The 22,369-nt window shown below is 72.5% G+C and carries 23 protein-coding genes and 4 pseudogenes; 19 read left to right on the top strand and 8 right to left on the bottom strand.

Going from position 1 to position 22,369, the window contains the following annotated elements; translation table 11 throughout:
• Positions 1 to 109 precede the first annotated feature (109 nt).
• Both ACIA79_RS12225 and ACIA79_RS12220 read right to left on the bottom strand, forming a co-directional pair.
• Positions 110 to 865: a hypothetical protein gene (locus ACIA79_RS12225; protein WP_399428109.1), complete on the bottom strand. Its 756-nt coding sequence runs from the start codon at positions 863 to 865 to the stop codon at positions 110 to 112.
• Complete coding sequence (locus ACIA79_RS12220; RefSeq protein WP_399428108.1) at positions 862 to 2,505, bottom strand: protein kinase; 1,644 nt, start codon at positions 2,503 to 2,505, stop codon at positions 862 to 864. The genes ACIA79_RS12225 and ACIA79_RS12220 overlap by 4 nt, the downstream gene beginning before the upstream one ends.
• 308 nt (positions 2,506 to 2,813) lie before the next feature.
• On the opposite strand from ACIA79_RS12220, the gene ACIA79_RS12215 reads away from it, so the two are divergent.
• The gene (locus tag ACIA79_RS12215; RefSeq protein WP_399428107.1) at positions 2,814 to 3,065 is read left to right on the top strand and encodes a hypothetical protein; all 252 of its coding nucleotides are present in this window, start codon (positions 2,814 to 2,816) and stop codon (positions 3,063 to 3,065) included.
• A gap of 195 nt (positions 3,066 to 3,260) precedes the next feature.
• Here ACIA79_RS12215 and ACIA79_RS12210 read toward each other — a convergent pair whose 3' ends face one another.
• Entirely contained in the window at positions 3,261 to 3,776 is a 516-nt protein-coding gene (locus ACIA79_RS12210) for a hemerythrin domain-containing protein (RefSeq protein ID WP_399428106.1), read from the bottom strand.
• Between the two features lie 745 nt (positions 3,777 to 4,521).
• On the opposite strand from ACIA79_RS12210, the gene ACIA79_RS12205 reads away from it, so the two are divergent.
• A complete protein-coding gene (locus ACIA79_RS12205) occupies positions 4,522 to 5,460 on the top strand; it encodes a hypothetical protein (protein ID WP_399428105.1) in 939 nt (312 codons plus the stop codon).
• Positions 5,461 to 5,601: 141 nt separating this feature from the next.
• Here the strand turns inward: ACIA79_RS12205 and ACIA79_RS12200 are convergent.
• A pseudogene (locus tag ACIA79_RS12200) lies at positions 5,602 to 6,075 on the bottom strand (IS5 family transposase); the annotation flags it as partial.
• On the opposite strand from ACIA79_RS12200, the gene ACIA79_RS12195 reads away from it, so the two are divergent.
• The 6 genes from ACIA79_RS12195 (at position 6,040) to ACIA79_RS12170 (ending at position 10,066) form a co-directional block, all read left to right on the top strand.
• Complete coding sequence (locus ACIA79_RS12195; protein ID WP_399428126.1) at positions 6,040 to 6,468, top strand: hypothetical protein; 429 nt, start codon at positions 6,040 to 6,042, stop codon at positions 6,466 to 6,468. The pseudogene ACIA79_RS12200 and the gene ACIA79_RS12195 overlap by 36 nt on opposite strands.
• Before the next feature lie 776 nt (positions 6,469 to 7,244).
• A complete protein-coding gene (locus tag ACIA79_RS12190) occupies positions 7,245 to 7,751 on the top strand; it encodes an RICIN domain-containing protein (protein ID WP_399428104.1) in 507 nt (168 codons plus the stop codon).
• Between the two features lie 189 nt (positions 7,752 to 7,940).
• Complete coding sequence (locus ACIA79_RS12185; protein ID WP_399428103.1) at positions 7,941 to 8,525, top strand: choice-of-anchor C family protein; 585 nt, start codon at positions 7,941 to 7,943, stop codon at positions 8,523 to 8,525.
• 286 nt (positions 8,526 to 8,811) lie between these two features.
• A complete protein-coding gene (locus tag ACIA79_RS12180) occupies positions 8,812 to 8,949 on the top strand; it encodes a hypothetical protein (RefSeq protein ID WP_399428102.1) in 138 nt (45 codons plus the stop codon).
• Positions 8,950 to 9,000: 51 nt separating this feature from the next.
• Positions 9,001 to 9,636 (top strand): transposase, encoded by a 636-nt coding sequence (locus tag ACIA79_RS12175; protein WP_399428101.1) that lies wholly within the window; start codon positions 9,001 to 9,003, stop codon positions 9,634 to 9,636.
• A gap of 22 nt (positions 9,637 to 9,658) precedes the next feature.
• On the top strand, positions 9,659 to 10,066 hold the full coding sequence (locus tag ACIA79_RS12170; protein ID WP_399428100.1) for a TipAS antibiotic-recognition domain-containing protein: 408 nt from the start codon (positions 9,659 to 9,661) through the stop codon (positions 10,064 to 10,066).
• Between the two features lie 310 nt (positions 10,067 to 10,376).
• Here the strand turns inward: ACIA79_RS12170 and ACIA79_RS12165 are convergent.
• Together ACIA79_RS12165 and ACIA79_RS12160 are read right to left on the bottom strand one after the other, a co-directional pair.
• A pseudogene (locus tag ACIA79_RS12165) lies at positions 10,377 to 10,679 on the bottom strand (transposase); the annotation flags it as partial.
• A gap of 125 nt (positions 10,680 to 10,804) precedes the next feature.
• Positions 10,805 to 11,367 (bottom strand): annotated as a pseudogene (locus ACIA79_RS12160) (IS5 family transposase); the annotation flags it as partial.
• Between the two features lie 768 nt (positions 11,368 to 12,135).
• Here ACIA79_RS12160 and ACIA79_RS12155 point away from each other — a divergent pair.
• From ACIA79_RS12155 to ACIA79_RS12145, 3 genes and pseudogenes are all read left to right on the top strand, one after another.
• Positions 12,136 to 12,387 (top strand): annotated as a pseudogene (locus tag ACIA79_RS12155) (acyl-CoA thioesterase); the annotation flags it as partial.
• Positions 12,388 to 12,657: 270 nt separating this feature from the next.
• Positions 12,658 to 13,410, top strand: a complete 753-nt coding sequence (locus tag ACIA79_RS12150) for an alpha/beta fold hydrolase (RefSeq protein ID WP_399428099.1) — start codon at positions 12,658 to 12,660, stop codon at positions 13,408 to 13,410.
• Between the two features lie 148 nt (positions 13,411 to 13,558).
• Positions 13,559 to 13,915 (top strand): hypothetical protein, encoded by a 357-nt coding sequence (locus ACIA79_RS12145; protein ID WP_399428098.1) that lies wholly within the window; start codon positions 13,559 to 13,561, stop codon positions 13,913 to 13,915.
• Positions 13,916 to 14,381: 466 nt separating this feature from the next.
• Here ACIA79_RS12145 and ACIA79_RS12140 read toward each other — a convergent pair whose 3' ends face one another.
• Positions 14,382 to 15,359 (bottom strand): asparaginase, encoded by a 978-nt coding sequence (locus tag ACIA79_RS12140; RefSeq protein WP_399428097.1) that lies wholly within the window; start codon positions 15,357 to 15,359, stop codon positions 14,382 to 14,384.
• A gap of 184 nt (positions 15,360 to 15,543) precedes the next feature.
• Between ACIA79_RS12140 and ACIA79_RS12135 the strand changes: the two genes are divergently transcribed.
• The 8 genes from ACIA79_RS12135 (at position 15,544) to ACIA79_RS12100 (ending at position 22,048) form a co-directional block, all read left to right on the top strand.
• Positions 15,544 to 16,632, top strand: coding sequence for a magnesium and cobalt transport protein CorA (locus ACIA79_RS12135; protein ID WP_399428096.1), 1,089 nt, complete (start codon positions 15,544 to 15,546; stop codon positions 16,630 to 16,632).
• Positions 16,633 to 16,727: 95 nt separating this feature from the next.
• Positions 16,728 to 18,119: a hypothetical protein gene (locus ACIA79_RS12130; RefSeq protein ID WP_399428095.1), complete on the top strand. Its 1,392-nt coding sequence runs from the start codon at positions 16,728 to 16,730 to the stop codon at positions 18,117 to 18,119.
• A gap of 159 nt (positions 18,120 to 18,278) precedes the next feature.
• On the top strand, positions 18,279 to 18,455 hold the full coding sequence (locus tag ACIA79_RS12125; RefSeq protein WP_399428094.1) for a hypothetical protein: 177 nt from the start codon (positions 18,279 to 18,281) through the stop codon (positions 18,453 to 18,455).
• A gap of 54 nt (positions 18,456 to 18,509) precedes the next feature.
• A complete protein-coding gene (locus tag ACIA79_RS12120; protein WP_399428093.1) occupies positions 18,510 to 19,871 on the top strand; it encodes a PQQ-binding-like beta-propeller repeat protein in 1,362 nt (453 codons plus the stop codon).
• A 5-nt stretch (positions 19,872 to 19,876) separates the two neighbouring features.
• Complete coding sequence (locus ACIA79_RS12115; RefSeq protein WP_399428092.1) at positions 19,877 to 20,350, top strand: hypothetical protein; 474 nt, start codon at positions 19,877 to 19,879, stop codon at positions 20,348 to 20,350.
• Entirely contained in the window at positions 20,305 to 20,823 is a 519-nt protein-coding gene (locus ACIA79_RS12110; protein ID WP_399428091.1) for a WD40 repeat domain-containing protein, read from the top strand. Before ACIA79_RS12115 ends, ACIA79_RS12110 begins: the two co-directional genes overlap by 46 nt.
• Positions 20,824 to 21,074: 251 nt before the next feature.
• A complete protein-coding gene (locus ACIA79_RS12105) occupies positions 21,075 to 21,365 on the top strand; it encodes a hypothetical protein (RefSeq protein ID WP_399428090.1) in 291 nt (96 codons plus the stop codon).
• A gap of 170 nt (positions 21,366 to 21,535) precedes the next feature.
• Positions 21,536 to 22,048: a DUF6463 family protein gene (locus tag ACIA79_RS12100; protein ID WP_399428089.1), complete on the top strand. Its 513-nt coding sequence runs from the start codon at positions 21,536 to 21,538 to the stop codon at positions 22,046 to 22,048.
• On the opposite strand, the gene ACIA79_RS12095 is transcribed toward ACIA79_RS12100, so the two are convergent.
• Positions 21,949 to 22,230 (bottom strand): hypothetical protein, encoded by a 282-nt coding sequence (locus ACIA79_RS12095; RefSeq protein ID WP_399428088.1) that lies wholly within the window; start codon positions 22,228 to 22,230, stop codon positions 21,949 to 21,951. The genes ACIA79_RS12100 and ACIA79_RS12095 overlap by 100 nt on opposite strands.
• Positions 22,231 to 22,369 lie beyond the last annotated feature (139 nt).

Genomic DNA, 22,369 nt, shown 5'->3' with positions numbered 1-22,369 from the left:
CCCCGCCCCCCCGGCCCGCCCCCCCGGCCCGCCGCGGGCGGGGCGCGCCCCGCCCCCCCCCCCCCCCCCCCCCCCCCCCCCCCCCCCCCCCCCCCCCCCCCCGCGCCGTTCAGCCGCACTTGTAGGTGAAGGCCCCGGAGGTGGCGGTGTGCTCGCCGGGTGAGACGACGACCAGGCGGGCCGTCGCCCGGTACTCCCCGCGCCCGTGGAAGGTCCACAGGAGGTGGAGCCGCGCGCGCTCCTGTCCCTGCCGGAGCTTCTCGCGCAGGAGCCCGGACGTGGTGCCGTCGCTCCGTTCCCAGCGGTAGGTCACCGTGCCGGGGCGCCCGTCGGTCCGCACCTCTCCGACGATGTCCGCCGTGCCGTCGCAGCCGAGGGCCCGCGCCCCGGCGGTGACCGTCGCCTCCCGGACCGTCAGGACGTTGCCGTAGCGCTGCCAGGCGAGGAACGCGAACACGGCGGCCAGGATCACGGCCGCCGGCGCGTACCGTCGCACCGGACCCCGCCACCGCGGTGCCGGCCGGACTGCGGCCCCTCCCGCGACGGTGCCGTGCCAGACGCGCGTCGCACCGTCCTCGTCGGCCGGGCGCCGCCGCGCGGCCACCGTCACGCCCGGTCCGAAACGCAGGACGTCGCCCTCGACGCGATCGGGCGCCACGCGGTCCGCCGGCCGGCCGGGGGCGGGAGCGCCGCGGGGGCGGGCGGGTGCGTCCTCCCGTTCGATCCAGTGGCTGGCCAGGGCGGTCGCGCTGTACTGCTCGTCGGGCGCCTCGCCGTACGGGGGCCGGGGCGTGTGCGCGTGCGGTGCCGGGGCCTGAGGCGCGGTGTCGCGCTCGTGCGAGTAGGGGATGCGTGGATCGGTCATGTGAGGGTGCACCACCGGGTGAGGATCTGCTGCGAGGAACCGCCGTTCGCGGCGGCCGGGTCGGTGGTCGCGCGCACGCCCCAGTAGCAGCCGGTGCCCCGGAAGGAGTGGGCGAGCGTGAGGGTGTACTGCGTCGCTCCGCTGCGCCGGAGGGTTTCCGAGCCGTCCGGCCGGCCGAGCGTGCCCTTGCTGTCCCCGGTGAACCAGTCGATCACCACGGTCACCGGACCCGTGCCGTCGGTGACCACCTCGAACGTCGCCTCGGCGTCGCTCGGCCCCGTCTGCCGCAGGCCGGTGACGGAGACAGACTTCACCGCCACCGGGCGGGGGGCCGGCGGGGAGGGCGGATCCGTGGTCGCAGGGGGCGGCACCGGCGTGACCGGGGAGGCCGGGGAGGCGGGAGCGGGCGGGGAGGCCGGTCCGGGGCCGGACGCCGGCGGGGGCGTGGTCTCCGGCGCGGTGGCGCCGGGACTCGCCGTGAGGGTGGCTTCCGGCGGAGTGCTCACCGACGGCGAGAGGCTCGGGGCGGGCGACGGGGCCGCCGTGGACGCGGCCGCCGGCCCGCCGGGCCGCGCGCTCGTGGTGGCGAGGGCCTGCCCGGTCGTACGTACGGCTCCGTCGTCGCCGGCCTGCGCGGTGAACGCGAGCGCCAGGGCGAGCACCAGGGCCGCCACCGCGGCCGGTATTCCTTGGAGCCACTGCCTCCCCGGCCGGGGCGGGCCGCCGGGCAGGGTGGTCGTCGCGACGGCGGTGGTCCCCGTGGCCGTGTCGCCTGCCGACGGGAACAGCAACGGCAGGAGCGCGGCGAGGGCGGCGAGCCTGCCCCGGCCGCGTTCCTCCCAGTCCGGCCCGTAGGCCGCGGTGGCCGCCCGTTCCAGTTCCGCCACGAAGGCGTCGGCGTTCTCCGGGCGGTCCGACGGCTCCTTGGCGAGTCCGCGCCGGACGAGCCCGCGCACCGGTTCGGGCACCTCGTGGTCGGGCACCGGGGCCTCGATGTGCTGGAGCGCCAGTTCGGCGAAGTTCTCTCCCGAGAAGGGCTTGCGCCCGGTGAGGCACTCGTAGAAGGTCGCGGTCGCCGCATACACGTCCGCCGCCGGCGAGGCGGGCATCCCCTGCCACTGCTCCGGCGCCATGTAGGCGGGGGTGCCGGCGACGCCCCGTGTGCTGCCGTGGTCGGCGGCGATGCCGAAGTCGACCAGCTTGGAGGATCCGTCGGCCGCCACCAGGACGTTCTCGGGCTTGTAGTCGCGGTGCACGACGCCCACGTGGTGGGCGGCGGCCAGGCCGAGCAGCGATCCCTTCAGCACCACCAGCGCCGCCTCGGGACCGGTCGCCCCTTCGCGGGACAGCAGCGCGCGCAGGGCCACGCCGTCGACCAGCTCCATCACGATGGCGGCGCCCGACGGCGCTTCGACGTACTCGTACAGACGCACCACGTGGGGCGTGTCCAGACCTCCGAGCAGACGTGCCTCGGCGCGGAATTCCGCGACGAACGCGGCATCCGTCCGCAGGCGCTCGCCGAGGTACTTGACGGCCACCGGCACGCCGGTCGCGTCGTGGACGGCGAGGACGACCCGTCCGCTGGCGCCTGCTCCCAGCTCCCGGGTCTCGGTGTACCCGGGCACCGACCAACTGCTCATGTCCGCTCCCTCGGCGCGGTCGTGTCGCACGATGGAGCACCGGTGCACGGTGCCCGCAGCGCCTTCCTGAGACGGGGACACAATCCCGCCATGTCCGGTTCCCGGACGGGTCCGCCTTTTCCGCCGGTCCGGCGGCCGGGTGCCGGCGCCGCTGCGGGCGCGGACGCGTGTACGGGCGAGCGGGGAGGAAGTGCGCCGATCGGGCGACTGCGCCAGGCGCCTATGCCGACAGAATGCCCAACATCGCGATCCGGTAAGGACGTGCCGCGCGTGCGTTGCCGGAGGTGCGGTCACGGCGTTGACCGCACATGGAGCCCACATTCGATGCCGGCGGCGCGGGCTGGGGCGACTTCAGCACCCGGCCCTGCCGCCACTGCGCCAGCCTCGTGGCGTCCGAGGCCGTGGACGGCCCCTGGTCGGAGGGTCCGTGGAGCGACACACCGCGCCTGCGGCAGCGGAGTCCGTCGGGGTCCGGCCCCTCGTCCTGGCAGCACGCGGCCCTGATCTGCTGCACCGTCGCCGTGATCATCTCGGCTGTCGTCGCCGTACTGCTGCGCTGAGGCCCGCCGGTCCCGCCGTATGAGGGAGCGGTACGTGGGGGGGGGGGGGGGGGGGGGGGGGGGGGGGGGGGGGGGCGGGGGGGGGGGGGGGGGGGGGGGGGGGGGGGGGGGGCGGCCCCGCGCCGCCCCCCCCCCCCCCCCCCCCCCCCCCCCCCCCCCCCCCCCCCCCCCCCCCCCCCCCCCCCCCCCGGTTCCTCAGTCCTTGTGCGCCTTCACCAGCCGGCGGACGTTGTCGATGCTGCCGCAGTCGGCGGCCAGCTGCTCAGCCCTGGCCTTGTCGAAGGCGGCGCCCAGCTCGGCGCGGCGTTCGTCGGAGACGTTCTCGCGGGCGTCGTTGAGCAGTGTCCGCTCCTCCTCGTCGGCATGGTGGTTCACCGCGGTGACGAGCTCTTCGAGCTTCTCGTCCCACTCCTCCGAGGTCGTGTCCTCCACCTCGAGCAGTGCGAGAAGCGCCTCGTTGCCCTCCTCGTGCTCGTGCACGCTGTGCTCGACGTCCTCGTTGTCCACGTTCTTGTAGCGCCGCAGGGCCGGGTAGACCTCGCGCTCCTCCGCGGTCGCGTGCGCGACGAGCAGGGCGGCGAATTCCTGGAGGGCGCCCGCCCGGTCGGCCTGGACGTTGCGCATCGCCCGGAACAGCTCCTCCATCCTGCGGTGGTCCCGCAGGATGAGCTCGACGACGTCCGTGGTCGTGGCAGAGGCACTGGTCGGCATGGTGGCTCCTTCGACTTGCCCGTGGTATCGGTCCGACCGCCGGATACCCCGGTTGCGCCCGGTCAGGCATCCTCCGGCCGGGCTCGTCGCGGTGCGGACGCCACCGCCGTCGGGGCGGGGGGAGCGGCACGGCCGCGTAAGGTGTGCCGTCTCGGAGAGGAGCGTCGTGGCAGAGGAATTTTCGGTCCCGGTCGTCGTCCGCGGGTACGAGACGGACACCCAGGGTCGAAGCGCGCGGGTTCGCAGACTCCCGGCGCACCAGGGCAGTGAACCCGTCCGTCTGATCGCCGCCCTGGGAGGTTCCGGAGCGGGTTGGCGGTCGCGGTCGTCGACCTCGGCCGTTGTCCAGGCGGCAGAGGGCCCTTATGCAGGTGAAGCGCACTATCCGTGGTGCAGGCAAATAACTGATCGTTTCAGAATGAGTTGAGCTGCGGGTCTTGTGCTCGACGATCCGAACGACAGGTCGAAACGATTCTCTTGGCACATCAGGGTTTGTATGTAGATCCGATTTACCACCCTATCGGGTTAGATTTCCACTATTCATTAACCCATTTGGGTAATTACCCGGCGTGGCGAATTGCGCCTCAGCGATCAAGTCCTCACGAGGCAGGACAGAAGGTCACCTCGGCCGGGCTGGAACGCTGGTCCACCACGGCCGCCGCAGCAAGGTCCTGGCACAGGCAGAACTCGGGCAGCCGTAGCGGAACTGAAGTCCGCCTACAACCCGCCAAAGGAGTGATGTGTCATGCCACCACGCCCGACACGATTCGACAACAGCGACTGTATTGCGCTGGTCGGAGAGGCGACCCCGCCGGAGCCACTGCGGGCCGACCTGATCATCGACCCGGACGAGTGCAACGCGGCGAGGTGCACCGGTCAGGGACTGCGTGTCCCGAAGACCCACGTCACCGGAACCTCCGGCCCGAGCCCCAACGCCAACGAGACGATCGGCGTTGTCGTGACGCCCCCGGACGCCGACGACTGCCCGCAGACCTACACGGTCAGCGCGCACGCGATTCTCGACCCGGACGAGTGCAACGCACTGACCTCCACCGAGCAGGGCCTGCGTGTCACGGAGACCCATGTCACCGGAACCTCCGGCCCGGCGCCGGGCCGCATCGCCAACGCCTGGCAGTCGATCGATGTCGTCGTGGCACCCCCGGCCGCGGCTGACTGCCCGCGCAATTACACCGTCAGGGCGTACCTGACACCCCAGCGCGGCGAAGCCGGCCCGGTCGGTTCCGTGGACCTCAGGCCGACTCGCACCAGCAACACGTGGGCGAACACGGCACTGCAGGTCACACTTCCCGCACCCGGCGTGTACCTGGTGAGCGGCGACGTCAACACGAGCATCTGCGCAACCCTCGAATACGGGAGTGCCACGAACTTGTGGACCGAGGTCCGCCTGATCGACGTGGACTCCGGAACCGTCGAACTCCAACCCCGCGGATCGGCCCAGCACCAGTTCACGTCGCCCGACCGGCTCCAGCACTGCACGCACGGCCCGACCTCCTTGTCCGGACTCGTCACCGTGTCCCCGGCGCAGGGGTCGAAGACGGTCCGTGTGCAAGCGATCCTGAGCGGTGGCGGCCCTGGTGACGGCCTCGCCAACGGGGCCACACTGCAAAAGTCGACCTTCCACGGACCACGTTCGTACCTTACGTACGTGAAGGTCGCAGACTAGCCTCGCCTTTTCGCTTCAGGCAGGGCCACTTGGTGCCCGAAACACGAAAGTGCCTTCTGCCAGGAATGTGAACCTTACCGAGGGGTTCTGTCATTTCGGACGGAAGGCACTTTCCATTTGAAGACGGACCTGGGCTGTTTCTTATGGATCAGCTTGCGGACCAGATGAAGATGGCGCGACGTGTCCGGCGAGGTGGACGGTGGCGGTTTTCTCGTAGCGAGTGGCGATGCCGCGCCAGTGTTTGAGGCGGTCGATGCACCGCTCGACGGTGTTGCGCTGCTTGTACGCCTCGCGGTCGAAGGCAGGTGGCCTGCCGCCGTAGCCGCCTCGACGGAGCCGGTGGCCCCGCTGGTCGGCCGGGACAGGGATGACCGCTTGAATCCCTCGCTGTCCCAGGTGTTCGCGGATGGCCCGTGAGGAGTACGCCGTGTCGGCCAGGACCACATCCGGCCGGGTCCGGGGGCGTCCGAGACGGCGGGGGACGCGTAGTCGTGCCATCACGTCAGCGAAGGCGGGTGCGTCACCGGCCTGTCCTGCAGTGAGCACGAAGGCCAGGGGCCGGCAGTTGCCGTCAGCGAGATGAATCTTTGTGGTCAGGCCACCTCGGGAGCGATCGACGTCACCACCCGCCCCGTGGTGCTCCCGGAGCCAGAGGAGGACCCGTACGCCACCTCGGCCGCCGCGACGCTCCAGCGGGCGGCACGCCGCCTCCGTACGGGCGGCTGGTGCCGGGGCTCGACCGTGGACGCGGGCGGGGCGCGCTGCCTGTACGGCGCGGTGCACGCCGAGGCTCCGAGCGGCCGCGTCGAAGATGACGCCCTGGGCGTCCTCCTGGACGCGATCCGCCGGCGCTTCCCCGGCGCGGACACGATCCCCGAGGCCGACGACCGCCACCTGACCGGCTGGAAGGCCGCCGTCCGCATCCTCAGCGAGGCCGCCGCCCTGGCCGGGGGCCGACGCGCGCGGCCTGTGACGTCCCGCCCTTCTCGGGGTCGTAGATGCCGGTGAGCGGGCCGGTGAGGAGTTCGAGCCGGATGCCGCCGGCCTGGAGCTCGGCGGATAGCGTCATGAGCTCGGCTGCGTTACGGGCGGGCCGCTTGAGTTCGTGGACGCTGAAGATGACTGGCGTCCCGGGCGCGCCTCCTCGAACTGACGGGTCAGTGCGAGCGCCTTCTCCAGTTCTCCCCGGCCGGAGGCGGGGGGGTCGGGCCGCACCTTGACGCGGGTGCTGATCTATTCCTGGAAGATCTTGTGACATTCCGCCCGACGCAGGGCTTCGAGCGGGCTCGCCAGCTTCCTGGCGGGCGGGCGATGTCCTGGCGTACCCGATCCGTACCGGCCGTTCCGTGCGGGGCGCCCGGACACCGTGAACAAGTGTGGATCCAAAGCGTTCGATCGATATCGAATGCGATCACTCTTCGGTGTACCCGCTGGAAGCGCATACGGCCCCCTTCGCTCTGCGCACCCGGGAAACGGGGTAGCCGGGCAAGCTGGGGCCTGGAGACGCGGGTTGCGCATCATCACGCTCTGCCGAACCCGCCACCCTCTTGTTTATCCCGCGCAGCAGGCCTGTGTTGTCGCTGTGCCATACCTTTGCCAGCCGACGGGCGAATTCGGTGGTCCATAATGGCCTATTCGGATCGCGCAACTGCCGAATAAAGATACAATGGGATTGTATCGCCAATACTTACTCTCTGGATGCCTTTTCCCTACTGTTGTACAACGGTGACAGCTCGGTTCGCCCAAAGCGCAACTCGACAAGGGAGATCACCGTGAAGGCATCCATGCGTGCATTCACCGCCGGCTTGTCCGCCCTCGCGCTCAGCGGGATGATGCTGGTCGTCGGCTCGGCCGCACCTGCGAACGCCGCCCCGCTCAGCACCAAGCTGGAGACTCACCACAGCGGCAAGTGCCTGGACGTTGCAGCCGCGAGCACGGCCAATGGAGCATTCGTCCAGCAGTGGGGATGCTACGACACGCCGAACCAGAACTGGACCCTCACCTCGCTGGGAAACGGCTACTACAAAATGATCGCCCAGCACAGCAACAAGTGCCTGGACGTGGCGGACGCGAGCATCGCTGACGGGGGAACGGTCAACCAGTGGGAGTGTTACAACACACCCAACCAGGAGTGGAAGCTCGTCCAGCGCCCCAACAGCTACTTCGCCCTGGTCGCCCGGCACAGCGGCAAGTGCCTGGAGATCAGGGGAGGAAACATCTACAACGGAGCCGGTGTGGTCCAGCAGACATGCGCCGCCGACCGGCCGTACCAGGAGTGGCGCCTCCTGTGAGCCTCTAGCTGTTGAACACGCGCCGCGCGATGGACGCGCCCCGCAGTCCGGGTGTGGACATCGTGCGGCGACAGCTGGTCATTCCTGCGTGAATCACCTGCGCCGGCTGCGCGCCGTCGCCGAGGCGTCCGGGGAACTCGCCGGCGCCGCCGACACCCGGCCTCCGGGCCCCCTCATGAGGAGACGTCCATGATGTTCAAACGTGCCTTCGTCGCCGCTGCCACGGCCGCCGTCGTGTTCGCGTCGGCCGGCGGCGCGACGGCCGCTCCGGTCCCTGACTTCGGCAATGGCGGGTTCGAGGAGCCCATCGTGCCGGCGGATTACTTCAAGCGCTTCACCACGGGCGATTCCATCGGCCCGTGGCAGGTCACGTCCGGCGCCGTCGAAGTGGTCGACAACGGGTTCTGGCAGGCCGCCGAGGGGCAACAGAGCGTTGACCTCAACCCCCCTCCTGATGTCGCAAGCCCTGGCAGGGTGGCCCAGACCTTCACCACCATCCCTGGGGACCCCTACACGGTCACCTACTCCCTGGCGGGCAACCCCGACGGTCCTCCGGCGGTGAAGACCGGCCAGGTCCTCATCGACGGAGAGGTGATCCAGGACTTCAGGTTCGACGTTAGCGGCAAGACCCGGAGGAACATGGGCTACGAGGAGCGGAGGGTCTCGTTCGTGGCCAAGAACTCCACCACCACGCTCAGCTTCGCCAGCACCACACCCAACACCCGGTACGGGCCGGTCATCGACAACGTGCGGGTCAACTCCTGCGGCTGTTGACCCCCGCAACCCCCTCGATCTACGACCCGCCCGGCACCTTCGCCGCCAAGCTGGGGACGAGCGCCGCGCGCAGCCTCCCCGCCGCCCGGACCTGACCCCACCGACCCGCACCATCCGGCCCCCGGTCGCCCTCACCATGCGGGCGGCCGGGGGCCCTTTCTGCGTTCCGCAGGAGGGGCGGCCGGTGTGGCACACTTCCGCCCCGTCCGAGTTGACCGAGATAGGCCACGGGGCCCCAGATGACCGACTCTGGGGAGCGGCTGACCTGTGGTCAGCCACTCCCCACTTGCAGGTATCCGACCGCACGGTGCGCCGCTGGATCGCCGTCGACCCTACGATGCGCGGGAAGCGGCTGGGCCCGACCGGGCGCACCATCCGGGTGCACCGCTCCCTGCTCGACCGCTACCCGGAGGCCTCCGCCTGACCGAACGCCAGGCGCCGGTCCCTGCCGACGCCGAGCGCTGACCCGCTGGTTATGGGCCGGGGTCCTCCTCCACGCACCGAGGACGCCCATGCCTGCCCTCCAGCAGCTCCCCGCCGCCGGGGCCGTTGTCGACACCTGGCGCGCTCTCCTCACCGGCCCGTGGCGCCGGGAGATACCTCTCCGGCTCCGGCACTCCCGGTTCCTCGTCGTGCTGTACGCCGCCTCCGGCCTCGCCGACACGACCGGCTCACGGACGGACAGTGGGCGGGGCTGGAGCCGTTGTTGCCGAAGGGCACGAGGGTCGGGCGGCCACCCATCTGGCATCGGCGGCAGTTGATCGACGGCATACGGTTCCGGGTCCGAACCGGTGTTCCGTCGTGGAGACCGGTCGACCTGCCGTCATGGAACCGGACCCGGCGCCAGCCGAGCTCGTCCTGCCGCGCGCAAGGTCGCTGCGGGAATCCGGGCCGCGCGGTCGAGCGGCTGGACGCCCCGCTTCGACGGCTCGCCGTTCGAGCTGCGCCTTTCCGCCGCCTGCTGACCGGGACGGAGCGCCGGAGGGTCCAAGAAATGGTTTGCCGACCCGGTGGCTGTGTGTCACCGTTCGGCCTGGACCGGCAGTTGATCATCGGCGGCCGGTCGATGTCGACATGTCGGCGGCCTCTCGGGGATCCACCGGAGAGGTGACGAAACGACGGGAACCGGTGCCGTGGGGAACAATTACGAGGACGAGTGTCGCCGGTCGTTGGCCGAGGAGCAGGCGAAGAGCCTTGCCCGGACCAACAACTGGGAACATGTGGACAGGGAGCGGGTCCACCAGGACTGGGACGTCCTGTACCGGGAGATCACGACTTTCCTGGACGGCGGCTCCCTGCCAGGGGACCAGCAGATCCAGGAGCTCGTCCGCAGGCACTTCGACATCGTTAGCCGGTTCTACACCCCCTCCAGGGAGGCTTACGTCGGCATGTCGCTCTTCTACGCCGAGGACGAGGCCATGAGGGCGTTCCACGATTCCTACCACCCCGGGTTGGTGGATTTCCTGGGCGCCGCGATCAAGGTGTTCGCCGAGCAGGGGAGCGGGTTCGCCCCCAGCGCAGGGGCCGAGGCTTCGGCGTAGTCGGGCGGCACGGGCCAGGACATGCATGGACGGGGTAGGCCCCGGGGCTGTCGCAGCTCCTGGAAGGAGGAAGCAGAGACCGGGGTCTCGGGCTGGTGCCGAGGCAACATCGTGCGTGAGGACGACTTCGTCTGCGTCTTCTGCGGGAGCGATCTGCCCCTGGCGTGGAAGGTGGATCCCGCTGCGTGAGACGGCGGGTCACAGCCACTCGTTGATGGTCGCGACCGAGGACGGTCGCCTCGTAGCGGACGGCGGGCTTGTCGTATCGCGTGGCGACAGCGCGATGTCTCTTGAGGCGGTTGATCCCGCACTCGACCGCGTGACGCTCGCGGTAGTCGGCCCGGTCGAATCGCGGCGGCCGGCCGCCGCGGGAGCCGAGCTTCCGGCGGTTGCGCGCCTGGTCGGCCTTGTCTGGGATGGTGCAGCGGATCCCGTGTCGGCGCAGGTGGGCGCGGTTCTTGCGGGAGGCGTACGCCTTGTCGGCCCGCACCCGGTCGGGGCGGAGGCGTGGCCGGCCCGGCCCGATGCGAGGCACGCGGATCTTCCCCAGCACGGGCTCGAACTGAGGCGAGTCGCCGCGCTGACCGGCCGTGACCACGATCGCCAGGGGCTCCTGACCGTGCTCGACAGCAGGTGCGGCTTGGTGGTGAACCCGCCGCGCGAACGTCCCAGCCCGTGATCGCCGGGCTCGGTTAACACGCCACCCGGTGGTTCCTTCTGCAGGTCACCCTGCTGCGTGTCGAAGTCGTAGCCCCGGTCAGCGCACAGGCGCCGCGGCTTGCGGCGGGGTCGTCCCCGCAGGCCCCGGATCGGTGGGACCGTGTCCAGCAGCGGCAGGAGCTGGGTGACATCGTGCCGGTTGCCACCGGTGAGCGTGACGGCGAGCGGAGTTCCGTGACGGTCGACGATCAGATGGTGCCTGGAGCCGAGACGGGCGAGGGACCGGTGTGATCCGCCCCTTTCAGGGCCCGGACGTGGGACCCGTCCACGGCGCAGTCGTCCAGATCCAGCAGGTCGGCGCGGCGCCGCTCGGTCAGCAGGGCGGCGTGCAGGCGGGGCCAGACGCCGGCCGCGGTCCAGTCTCGCAGCCGGCGCCGGGCCGTCACCCCGGAGCAGCCCACGGTCTCCGCGGGGACGTCGCGCCAGGCGACTCCGGTCCGCAGCACGTACATGACGCCGGCGAGCGCCGCCCGGTCCGGAACGCGCAGCCGTCCGGGGTAGCGGTGGCGTCGTTCGGGAGCGGGCGGCAGCAGTGGAGCAACCCGCTCCCACAGGTCGTCAGGAACAAGATCAGCACGCACCCGGACACACTGCCGATCAAGATCGTCGAGCACAAGACCTGCAGCTCAACTCATTCTGAAACGATCAGTAAGGCACGTAACCGGAAAGGTTCGGTCGAACCGTTTCCTGGACGGGCGGACCCTCGCTAGGTAGCCAGGTCGGTACGGCACCCCTGGCTGGCGCTGCTGCTCGCGCTGCTCGCACCCGTACTCCGATGAGATGAACTATCACTGGTTCGAGGGATAGTTCGGTGTGTCTCCCATGAGATCCATGCATCAGTGGGATGACCCCTTTTTATGGGTTGAACCGGAAAGGGGACATCTCTGATGATCCGCATCACACGTCTGGCCAGACTCGGCCTGACAGCCGGCACCGCCGCCGTGCTGGCTATCGGCCTGACGGCCAACGCGGAGGCCGCCACCGGAAACATCCGGTACTTCAGCGCCTCCGGGCAGGAATTCCGGATCGACAACCCCCCGGACAACATCTGCATCAATCTCCAGGTCCGCGCGCAGTTGCTCGCCAACAACACGAACAGGACGGTGAGTTACTTCTCCAACGTGAACTGCGCCGACTTCACCGGCAACCTGGCCCCCGGCCAGGCGGTGACCTACCAAGCCCCCTGTCGGTGCGCGTCATCGGCTGAGCTCGGTGCCGGACGCGGGGGGGCTGTGGCGCTCGCACCAGGCCATCCCCAGCGGCCCGTTACGGCGCCGCCGGTGAAAGCGCCTCATGGTGAGACGAAGTTGCAAGGGCCCGCACGCCGAGTCACTCCCCGGGAGGCTTCTGCGCTCGAAGTGACGGTCCGTTACCGCCGTGAGTTGCGCGCCGGGGACCAGGTCGAGGTGACGTGCGCGTTCCTCTGGGGCGAGGGCAAAACCCTCGGAATCGAGCAGACGATCCGCACGGCGAACGGCGCGGTGGCGGCCGAGATCACCGAGGTCGGCGGCCTGATGGACCTGAAGAGGCGCCGGCTCGTGGACGACCCGCGCGCGGTCTTCCGTACGCTGGCCGCCGATCCGGAGCTCTTCGGCCTCTGAGTCCCTGGTGGGTGGTCCGCGGGAGGGCCTGGTGGGTAGGTCCGCGGGGGTCGGGGTCCTGGGGGGGGGCAGGGTCCTGGGGGGTCGGGTCGTGGGGGCCCTGGCGGGTGAGGCCGTACGGTGGCCGCGCCCGGATTCCGGGACCGTGGGCGGCGGGGGCCGGTGAGCCGGCGGTCACATGAGCCGGCGATCCGGTGGCCGGTGGGCCGAAGCGGCGATGACACACGGATCCTGTCCGCCGTCCGCCTCCGCGGCGCCGATGGTGGACGCATGGAACACACGACACACGCAGGCCTTTTCACCCGCCGGTTCGGTCCTCCTCCGCGTCGCGGCGCCCCGGCCACCGTGCTGGTGCACGGGCTCGGGCTGTCGGGACGGTACTTCGTGCCGCTCGCGCGGAAGCTGGCGGAGGGCGGGGCGAGCGTGCTCGTGCCGGACCTGCCGGGCCATGCGCGGTCGCGGAGAGCCGTGCGCCGCATGCCGGACGTCGGAGCCCTCGCCGCCGCCCTGCACCGCTGGCACCGGCTCCTCGCCCTGGGGCCGTGTCTGCTCGTGGGGAACTCGGTCGGCTGCCAGGTCGTCGCGGCGTTCGCCGCCCGTCATCCCCGGCTCGTGGGCGGCACGGTCCTGCTCGGCCCGGCCCTCGAACCGGGCACGTCCGGCTGGTGCCAGGCGGGGCGGCTCCTCGCGGACGCGCCCCGGGAGCCGCTCTCCCTCCTCGCGGTGGCGACCACCGACTACCTGCTGACCGGTCCCCTCCGCTTCGCCGCCTCCTTCCGCCACGCCCTGCGGGACGCGGCCGGGTCATTCGAGGGAAACCTGGCCCGGGTGCAAGCGCCGACGCTCGTGGTGCGCGGGGAGGGTGACACCATCGCCTCCGATCGGTGGGTGCGGCGCGTGGCGCGCACGGTCGTCGACGGGCACGTCGCCGAGGTGCGGAGCGCCGCGCACGCCGCCCACTACAGCGCGCCGGACGCCGTGGCCGCGCTGATCGGAGCGTTCGCGGCAGGGAGGCGCGGATGAAGCCGTCGAGGACGTCCCCCGCTCTCCCCGCACATCGGCCGAGCACACCGGCCGGCCGTCGCCCTGGCTGCGCATCCTGCCCGGCATCTCCGCGCAGCGGCGCGGCTTCGTGCCGGCCTGGTGGGGCTTCGCCCTCACTTTCGGCGGGATGCGCCTGCTGACCTGGCTCATCCACATCGACGTGGCCGGTCTCGGCGACGTGCAGGCCGGCGGTGTGCACCTGCACCACTACGTCTGGGGCATCCTGCTGCTCGCGACCGTGGGCGCCGCGAGTCCGGTCCGGCGCTCCGCACGGGCGCGCGCGTGGCTGGGACTCGGCTACGGGGTGGGGCTGGCCCTGGTGCTGGACGAAGCGGCGCTGCTGATCAGCCTGGAGGACGTGTACTGGGACACCGAGGGCGGGGTCAGCATCGCGCTGGCCATCGCCGTGATCGCCATCGCGGGCAGCGTCCTGGCGTTCACGCGCGGCCGCCGCTCGTCCACGGGACGCCGGGACGGCGACTGAACGCCGGAACGGCGACCGAGGGCCGGGACGGCGGCCGAGCGGCGGAACGGCGGCTGAACGTTGGAACGGCGACCGAGCGGCGGGGGCCGTACGAGCAGGAAGAAGGCCCCGGCTGGACGGGGGGAGACCAGCCGGGGCCGCTCGGGGCAGCTGCGCGGAAGGGCGGTCGCCTCTCGGCGAAAGGCTCCATGGGGCCTCAGCCGAACGATCTTCCCCATGGGCGAGGGGTGAGGCCCGGGGACACTGTCCCCTTCCACGAGCCGCACTCATCCCAACGGCGCGGGACCCCGGGATGTTCCCGCCAAACCGCCCCCTTGGTGTGATGTGCGGCATATGGGACCGCTGTGGGATGTCCCGGGGGCCTGCACAGGCAGATTGAGCAGGCCGCGGATCCGTACAAGTGACGACACGCGGGCCGGCACCCGGCGGCCCTCCGGCAGGCCGGCCTCCACGGCAGCGGGGGGGGTCAGCCGTGCGCGGCGAACGCCGCCGTCACCTCGTCGCGCCCCGCCCCGTTCGCGAGCAGCAGCCGCAGGAGCACCCTGGCCTTGTACGGGTCGAGCAGCCCGCCGTTGATCAGCCCGCGCTCCTGGAGGTCGGTCTCGGACCCGGGCGCCCGGTAGGTGTGCCGGAGCACGGGACCGCTGCCCGTGCGGGAGGTCAGGACGACCGGGATGCGCCGGGCCAGGGCGCCCAGCACGGGGGCGAGGGGCCCGGGCACGTGCCCGACCCCGAACCCCGCCACCACCAGACCGGCGTGCGTATCGGCCACCCCTTCCAAGAGGCCGCCGTCGTCGTCGAGGGAGACGCAGTGCAGGCCGACGCGGGCGGCCGCGAGCCGCGCCCGGTCGGGAGCGCCCGGCAGAGGAACACGGCGCGGCGGCGCGGCGAGGACCCGCACCTGCCCCTCCACGACGTGGCCGACGGGTCCCGCGTCGGCGGAGACGAAGGCCGCCGTGCTGGTGCTGTGCGACTTGCGCACCCACCGCGCGGCGTGCACCTCGTCGTTGAAGGCGACCAGCGCGCCGAGCCCGCGGGCCGCCCCGGAAGCGGCGACGGACACGGCCGCCAGCACGTTCGCCGGTCCGTCGGCCCCGGCCATGGCCGGCTGCCGCATCGCGCCGGTCAGCACGAACGGTGCCTCGTGGCGCCACACGAGGTCGGCGAGGAACGCGGTCTCCTCCAGCGTGTCGGTGCCTTGCGTGACGACGACGCCGACCGCACCCGCCTCCACGGCCCGGGAAGCCTCGTCGACGACGTCGAGCACCTGCGCGAAGGTCAGGCTTCCGCTGGGGACGGCATGCACGTCCCGGACATCGAGCGCCGGCCCGATCCGGTCGAGCCCGGGCACGGCAGCGATGATCTCCGCACCGGTCAGCCGTTCCCCCCGAGCACGCCCGGCCACCGAGATCGTGCCCCCGAGCGCGAACAACGCGACACTCATGTTCCCCCCACCACCGTCACCGCCTGCGCCGGGTTCCGCCCCGGCCGTCGCAGCGACCCTGGCAGAACCACCGCACGGCCCTCAAGCAGGGGCCCGCCCGCGCCCGGGTCCTCGGGACGGCGGGTGTTCGCCGCGCGGCCGGCCGGTGGCACACTGGCCGCCGGTCGTTCGAAGGAGCCCTGCCGTGCCCGTGATCCGCAGCCTGCGCCGTGCGGTGCGCAGCGCCTACCGCAGGACCGTGGACCTGAGCCACCCGGCCCGCTCGCCGCTGGGCGACGCGGTGGTGAACTGCGTCATCTACGAGCACGGTGTCCGCCAGCCGGGGGCCTGCCCCGTGGACGAGGCGCTGCGGCGGGTGCGCGCATCGGGCCGGGGCTTCGTCTGGCTGGGGCTGCACGAGCCCGCCGAGGAGGAGTTCTCCCGGATCGCCGAGCTGTTCGGGCTGCACCCGCTGGCCGTGGAGGACGCCGTGCACGCGCACCAGCGGCCCAAGCTGGAGCCGTACGACGAGACGCTGTTCGCCGTGTTCAAGACGTGCCGGTACGTCGAGCACCAGGAGCTCACGGCCACCAGCGAGGTGGTGGACACCGGGGAGGTCATGGTCTTCACCGGCCCTGACTTCGTCATCACCATCCGGCACGGCCGGCACGGATCGCTCGGCCCGGTCCGGGAAGCGCTGGAGGAGCACCCGGAACAGCTGGCTATGGGGCCCTCCGCCGTGCTGCACGCCATCGCCGACCGGGTGGTGGATGACCTCCTCGCCGTCGCGGACGCGATGCAGGACGACGTCGACCAGGTCGAGACCGCCGTCTTCAGCGAACAGGCGGCCCGCGGTGAAGCGGGCCGGATCTACCAGCTCAAGCGCGAGCTGCTGGAACTCAGGCGCGCCGTGGCTCCGCTGGACCGGCCCCTCCAGGCTCTCGCCGCCAAGCCGCTGCAGCTGGTCGATCCGGAGATACGGGCGTACTTCCGCGACGTGGCGGATCACCTGGTGCGGGCCACCGAGCAGCTCACCGCGTACGACGCGTTGCTCGACTCGATCCTGCAGGCCCACCTCGCCCAGGTGACCGTCGCCCAGAACGAGGACATGCGCAAGATCACCGCTTGGGCGGCGATCGTCGCCGTGCCCACCATGGTCTGCGGGGTCTACGGCATGAACTTCGAGCACATGCCCGAGCTGCGGTGGACGTACGGGTATCCCCTCACCTTGGGGGTCATCGCCCTCATGTGCTTCCTCATCCACCGCGGCTTCCGCCGCAACGGCTGGCTCTGACGCTCCCGGCCGGTTGGCCGGCGCCCCGGGAAGCGTGACGAAGAAGACGGCGACGGGCGTACAACCGTTTGACCGGCTGGTTCGTCTGACCCGGCATGGCAGAAAGATCAACACCTTCGACGGCTCCGACGCGCCGCACGGCCGCGGCCGTGGTCGTCGCGCTGGCGGCCGGACTCACCGGATGGGCAACCGTCCCCGCGGCCGCCGCCGAGGCCAACCCTCTGGCTCTGGGCCGCATCTCCGACATCAAGGGTCTTCCCGCGGGCGGCACCGCCAAGGTTCCCGTCTCCCTGATCAACAAGGGGCAGACGGAGATCAAGGGCGTCATCCTCCAGCTCCGGGTGTCCTACGGCCTGAAGCTCGACCACACGTTCTCCAACTGCGAGTACGTCGACAACGCTCCGAGCGCCACGTTCGGCTACTCCAGCGCCACCTGCGTGCTGGACCAGACGCTGGCGCCCGGCACCGCGTACGCCGCGTCGCAGCCGCTCCCCATCGGCACCGAGAACCGGGCGCTCAACGAGAACACCGCCTGGTCGGTGCAGCCCTATTCGGAGGAGGCCCTCGCCCTGCTGCGCGGTACGGCCAAGCCCGTCAAGGGCACCGGCCCCGCACTGAAGCTGGTCGAGCAGTCCACGAAGCCCCGCGAGCACGTCGGGAACACCCAGTACATCACCGTGAAGAACACGGCCGACCTGTCCGTGACCGGCGCGACGCTCTCCGGCAAGGCCGGTGACGTCGTCACGGCCGGTCTCACCGTCACCAACAAGGGACCGGGCTGGATGGGCTACTCACTGGCCCCGTACGGTCCGTACGACCCCGTGGTCACGCTGAACGTCACGCTCCCGACGGGCACCACGGCTCTGACGGACGACGTCTGCCGACCCGGCGCCAAGGGGGCGGCGATCTGCAAGCTGACCACCTGGGACGAGCTCGGTCTGGTCTCCGGTGACTCTCACACGTTCCCGCTCAAGCTGCGCATCGACAAGGTCGTGGAGAACGCCTCGGGCAGCGTCACCTTCCGCGCAGCGGGGGTCCTCCCGGAGCAGGACCCCGACAAGGCGAACAACACGGCGCGGATCGTGCTCAACGGCACGGGTGACACCTCCGCCGGCGGCACCTCGGACGGCGGTTCCACCACCGGCGGTTCGTCGGGCGGTGGCTCCACGTCGGGCACGACCGGCACATCGGGCAGCACGGGTACCACCGGCAGCACCGGCAGCAGCACGTCGGGGACGTCCGGCTCGACGTCGTCCTCGGGCGCGTCCGGCACGTCCGGTACGACGGGCTCGACCGGATCCACCGGTGCCACCTCGGCTGCCGGCGCGACCGGCACCTCCGGTGCGACCGGCTCCACCACCGGCGGCCTCGCCGCCACCGGCAGCGACGACACGGTGATGCTCGGCGCCGCCGCGGCGAGCCTGGTCGCGGCGGGCGGTGCGGTCTTCGTCGTGGCGCGCCGTCGACGCGCGCACAGCAGGGGCTGACCCACGACCGGAGCCGAACCGCTCCCCTGCCTCGGGGCCTTCCGGACATCCGGAGGGCCCCGTTTCGTTACCCGGGCGCCCCGGCGCGCGGCGCGCCCGGCGAGTGCGGGAGGGACCGTAGCGTAGGGGCGTCGCCGCACGAGCGGGAGGGTGTACGGCATGAGGAAGTTCTGGACCGTGCTGGCGGTCCTGCTGGGCGCGCTGGCCGTCGGGGGTGTCGCCACCCTGGTGGAGCAGGTGGAGCGCGGCGACGGCTCGGCCACGGCGGGGGACGTGCTGGTGGCTTTCGTCCTCGCCCTCGCCGCCTGGCTGAGCTGGCGCCGGCGCGCCCTGTAGGCGCAATGGCTGGACGAGGACAGGAATGAGGCGTTCGTCCTGTCGCCGGGCGAGTTGGGTCTGCTGGACCGGCTCGACGGGCGGCTGTGGCGGTTCAACGCGGAGGAAGCGGCCTTCGTCGCGACCTCCCGCCGTGTCGCGGAACGGGCGCGGCGCACCCAGGAGCGGGCCCGGGCGCTGCTGCGCCGATGGGTGGTGACGGCGGTGTGCCTGGTGGTGGCGGTGGCCGTGGCGGCGGCCCTCTTCCGTGCCGAACAGCGCACGGCGCGGGCGAAGAGGGAGGTGGACGCGCTGCGGCTGTCCGCGCAGGCCAGGTCGGCGGCGGGAGAGCGCCGGGACGTGGCCGCGCTGCTGGCGGCCGCGGCGGTCCGGACGGACGACGCGCCGGCGAACCGGGCGGCGCTGGTGGACGTCCTGGCCGCACCCGGTGGGCAGCTCGCCGTCCACCGGCCGGCGTTCGGTGCGGCGGTCCCCAACGCGCTGGCGGCCGTGCCGGCCGCGGACGGCTCGCTGGTGGTGGGGGGTTCGGACGGCGCGGTGCGGCGGCTGGATCCCCTCACGGGCCGGATCCGGGGGGTGTTCGGCGGTCGGCACGCTGACGGCGTGTCCGCGGTGGCGCTGGGCGGCGGACTGGTGGTGTCGGGTGACGTGCGCGGCGGAGTGCTGGTGCGGTCGGCGGCCGTCGGCACGGGGGAGGCCGCGGCCTGGGACGCCGCTGCGGAGCAGCCGTACGCCGGCACGGTCGTGCGGCTGCGGATGCCCGGCAGTGCCGGGGTGACCGCCGTGGCGGTGGACGCCACGGCGCGGACGGTCCTGGCCGGCAGCACGGACGGGGTGGTGGCGCGCTGGACGGTACGGGGCGCGGGGCGCGGCGTCGTCCGTGTCGGGGCCGCCGTGGAGGCGCTCGCCGTGCACCGGCCGGGTGCGTTCGCGGCCGCCGCCACCGAACGCGACCACGTGCTGGAGATCCCCACCGCCGGCCGGGGCGCCCCTCGGCCGGTACCGGACTCCGCGCTAGGGGCGGCGATCGGCAACGCGGCCGCCGGGAACACTCTCGCGGCCCTCCCGGGCGGTGCCCTGGCGGCCGTCGACGGAGCACGTCTCCACCTCTTCTCCGGCCCGTCGCGGCCCCGCACGTCTCCCGCCCCGCGGTCCACGGCCGTTGTCGCCGCCGGCGGCACCGTGTACGTCGGTGACGCGGACGGGCGGGTCCGCGCCTGGTCCACGGCGGACGTGGCCCAGCCGCGCGGCGAGGCGCTCACGGGACCCCCGGTGACGCGATCAAGGCCCTGGCGACGGACGGCAGTCTGCTCGCGGCTCTCGGCCAGGAGGGCCGCCTGGTCGTCTGGGACCTCACCGACCGCCGTTCCCCTGCCGCGGTCCCCGGCCCGCCGGCCCCGGCCGGGCGTCCCCTGACGAGCGTGGCTCACGGCCCGGACGGGACGCTGGCCGCGGGCGACGCCCGGGGCGCCGTACGGCTGACCGGCCCGGGCCCCTTCGCGGGCACCCGCCTCGACCTGCCCGGCGAAGCGGCCGTCACGGCTCTGGCCTGGACGGGCCCGGCCGGTCTCGTGGCCGGCACGGCGGACGGCACCCTGTACGGGGTGGACGTGGCCGGCCGCCGGCACCACACGCTGGCCGAGCGGGCGGCCACGGCCGTCGTCGACGTGCGGACGGCACCGGACGGCACCGTCCTCGCGGCGTGGAAGGATCGCGTGCTGATCCGCGTTCCGGGCCGTGAGGCCGTGCCGCTCAAGGGTTTCGCGAGCGAACACGTACGGGCCGGTTGGCGCTGGGGCCGCACGGCGAGGTCGCCGTCTCCCACGGGACGGCGGACGGGGCGCGGACCGTGCTGTGGCGTGGAGATGCCGCCGTCTCGGCTCCCCTGGAGCTGACGACCGGTCACCGTCTGTTCGTGGCGGCCCTCGCCTTCTCCCCCGACGGCCGCACCCTGGCGACCGGCAGCGACGACCGCTCGGTCGCCCTGTGGGACGTGCGCACCGGTGCCCGCCTCGCACGGATGCCGGCCGGGCACACCGACACCGTCCGGGCCCTGGCCTGGTCCCGGGACGGGCGGCTGGCCTCGGGCGGGGAGGACGCCACCGTACGCCTGTGGGACACGCGAGCGCCCGGTCCGGCCATCGGCATGCCTTTGCGGTATCAGGACGGCAGCCCCGTCACGGCCCTGTCCGCGTCGCCGGACGGCCGCGAGCTGACCGCTCTGTACGGCACCGCCACGGTCACCTGGCCGTTCTCGCCGGCTGCCTGGAGCAGGCTCGCCTGCACGTTCGCGGCGGGAGTGCGTGACAGGCCGCAGGACGTGGCCGGGTACGCGGGTGGGGCGGGGCCGGCGGACCGATGCCCCTGATCCCTGCGACGGATCGCCGTGCGGGAGGAGGCGGCCGTACGGGCCGACGGGCGCACGCAGCGACGACGAGCGGGCCGCCCGTTCGCGCTGTTCGAAGGCCGCCGGTCGGGGTGGCGCGGCGGCTTCTCCGAGCCCGGCCCGCCGGAGGTGCCGCGTCAACAGCGGTTGTCACACTGCCGGTGCTCACGGCGCACGGCCGTACCGCTAGGATCGGAACACGATTTTGAACCCGTTCAAAGGGGGAACAGGTCATGTCCGAGCCGACCGTGTCCGACCGGGGCGACACGCCCGCCGTCGCCCTGGGGCCCATCGCCCTCCTCCTCGGCGCCTTCTCCACGACCGGAGTCTGGGCACCCTGGCTCACCCTCTACACGCTGCCGTGGACGGTCATCGCCGGAGCGCTCGCCATGACGTTCGGCGCCGCCGGCGTCCACTACGCACGCCGCGGCACCGGCCGCCTGGCGACCGCGGTCGCGGGAACCGCTCTCGGCACCCTCGGGTTCGGCGGCGTCGTCGCCCTGCTCTGGGCGTTCAGCGCGTAGACGGCCGACGCGGATGCCGGCGGTTCCGCCGCCTCCCACCGACCCGCTCCTCCGACCGCGCCGGAGGACGGGGCGGCTTGTTCGCAGGGCCGCACACGGCGGGGGCCCTCCCGCCCCGGGCGCCCGGTGGTCCGTCCGGCCACGACGTGAGGACGGAGAGGAGAGACCACATGGTCGAGTGGGCAGGCTGGATCATCGCCCTCGCCGGCCTCGGGCACACGCTCGGCAGTCTCGTCGAAGCGGCCCCGGACCACGCCGGGACATGGTTCGGCGGGGTCTGGACCCTGGGGGACTACCCGGGGATGAGCGACGCCACCGTCGCGTGGTGGTATTCGGTGTTCAGCTTCGGACCGCCGCTCCTCCTGATCGGTCTGACCGTCCTGTGGCTGGACCGCCGCGGTGTGACGCCGCCGCCGTTCCTCTCGTGGGCCCTGGCGGGGTGGGTCGCCGTGGGCTTCGTGGTGACGGACCCTCGCCCTTGCTGGTCCTCCTGGTCGCGGCCGGCCTGTCGGCGGCCGGAGTACGGCGCGCCAGGCGCCGCGAGAAGGCGTCGCCGCAGGCCGGGTGACCAGGTCCGACGCGGTCAGGAGGTGAGGTCGCGTCCCTCGGGCGTCCGCCGGCGGAGCGCGGCGACGCGTACGCCCAGGGCCACGGCAAGCAGGACCCAGGCCACGACGCTGTAGGCCCATGCGGTCAGGCCCCGGGCCGCGTCCACGGCGCTCCAGACACCCCACAGCAGCAGGACGGCGCACAGGGCCGTCCAGGCGATGTCCCCGACGCGGGCCCGCAGTTGCGCCCGCTGCCGGGTGCCGGGCTCTAGGGCACCGGGCGGCGGGACGCGGCCGTCCGTTCCGTGGTACGTCATGCGTGCTCCCTTCCGTAACGGGTGTGCTTCGCTTCGTACCCGCCATTCGGCACCGCACGCGGGGGGGGCGCGCGGACCACGTGGCGCGGAGTGCCTGCGCCGCCGGGGCGATGCCGGACGCCCGCGCCGGCACGGCGTG

Origin of the sequence: Streptomyces sp. NPDC051310 (assembly GCF_044455245.1) — a bacterium.
Classification (GTDB): domain Bacteria; phylum Actinomycetota; class Actinomycetes; order Streptomycetales; family Streptomycetaceae; genus Streptomyces.
Note: the sequence above shows the minus strand (reverse complement) of the source record. Positions and strands in the feature narration are given on the sequence as shown.

Bases quoted from the DNA above. Each gene is read 5' to 3' on its own strand.
- ACIA79_RS12125 (WP_399428094.1), top strand. From the start codon at position 18,279: ATGAGGAAGTTCTGGACCGTGCTGGCGGTCCTGCTGGGCGCGCTGGCC.
- ACIA79_RS12205 (WP_399428105.1), top strand. From the start codon at position 4,522: ATGCCACCACGCCCGACACGATTCGACAACAGCGACTGTATTGCGCTG.
- ACIA79_RS12150 (WP_399428099.1), top strand. From the start codon at position 12,658: ATGGAACACACGACACACGCAGGCCTTTTCACCCGCCGGTTCGGTCCT.
- ACIA79_RS12225 (WP_399428109.1), bottom strand. From the start codon at position 865: ATGACCGATCCACGCATCCCCTACTCGCACGAGCGCGACACCGCGCCT.
- ACIA79_RS12175 (WP_399428101.1), top strand. From the start codon at position 9,001: ATGGGCCGGGGTCCTCCTCCACGCACCGAGGACGCCCATGCCTGCCCT.
- ACIA79_RS12185 (WP_399428103.1), top strand. From the start codon at position 7,941: ATGATGTTCAAACGTGCCTTCGTCGCCGCTGCCACGGCCGCCGTCGTG.
- ACIA79_RS12130 (WP_399428095.1), top strand. From the start codon at position 16,728: ATGGCAGAAAGATCAACACCTTCGACGGCTCCGACGCGCCGCACGGCC.
- ACIA79_RS12100 (WP_399428089.1), top strand. From the start codon at position 21,536: ATGGTCGAGTGGGCAGGCTGGATCATCGCCCTCGCCGGCCTCGGGCAC.
- ACIA79_RS12190 (WP_399428104.1), top strand. From the start codon at position 7,245: ATGCGTGCATTCACCGCCGGCTTGTCCGCCCTCGCGCTCAGCGGGATG.
- ACIA79_RS12210 (WP_399428106.1), bottom strand. From the start codon at position 3,776: ATGCCGACCAGTGCCTCTGCCACGACCACGGACGTCGTCGAGCTCATC.
- ACIA79_RS12105 (WP_399428090.1), top strand. From the start codon at position 21,075: ATGTCCGAGCCGACCGTGTCCGACCGGGGCGACACGCCCGCCGTCGCC.
- ACIA79_RS12215 (WP_399428107.1), top strand. From the start codon at position 2,814: ATGGAGCCCACATTCGATGCCGGCGGCGCGGGCTGGGGCGACTTCAGC.
- ACIA79_RS12140 (WP_399428097.1), bottom strand. From the start codon at position 15,359: ATGAGTGTCGCGTTGTTCGCGCTCGGGGGCACGATCTCGGTGGCCGGG.
- ACIA79_RS12095 (WP_399428088.1), bottom strand. From the start codon at position 22,230: ATGACGTACCACGGAACGGACGGCCGCGTCCCGCCGCCCGGTGCCCTA.
- ACIA79_RS12195 (WP_399428126.1), top strand. From the start codon at position 6,040: ATGAATCTTTGTGGTCAGGCCACCTCGGGAGCGATCGACGTCACCACC.
- ACIA79_RS12220 (WP_399428108.1), bottom strand. From the start codon at position 2,505: ATGAGCAGTTGGTCGGTGCCCGGGTACACCGAGACCCGGGAGCTGGGA.
- ACIA79_RS12145 (WP_399428098.1), top strand. From the start codon at position 13,559: ATGCGCCTGCTGACCTGGCTCATCCACATCGACGTGGCCGGTCTCGGC.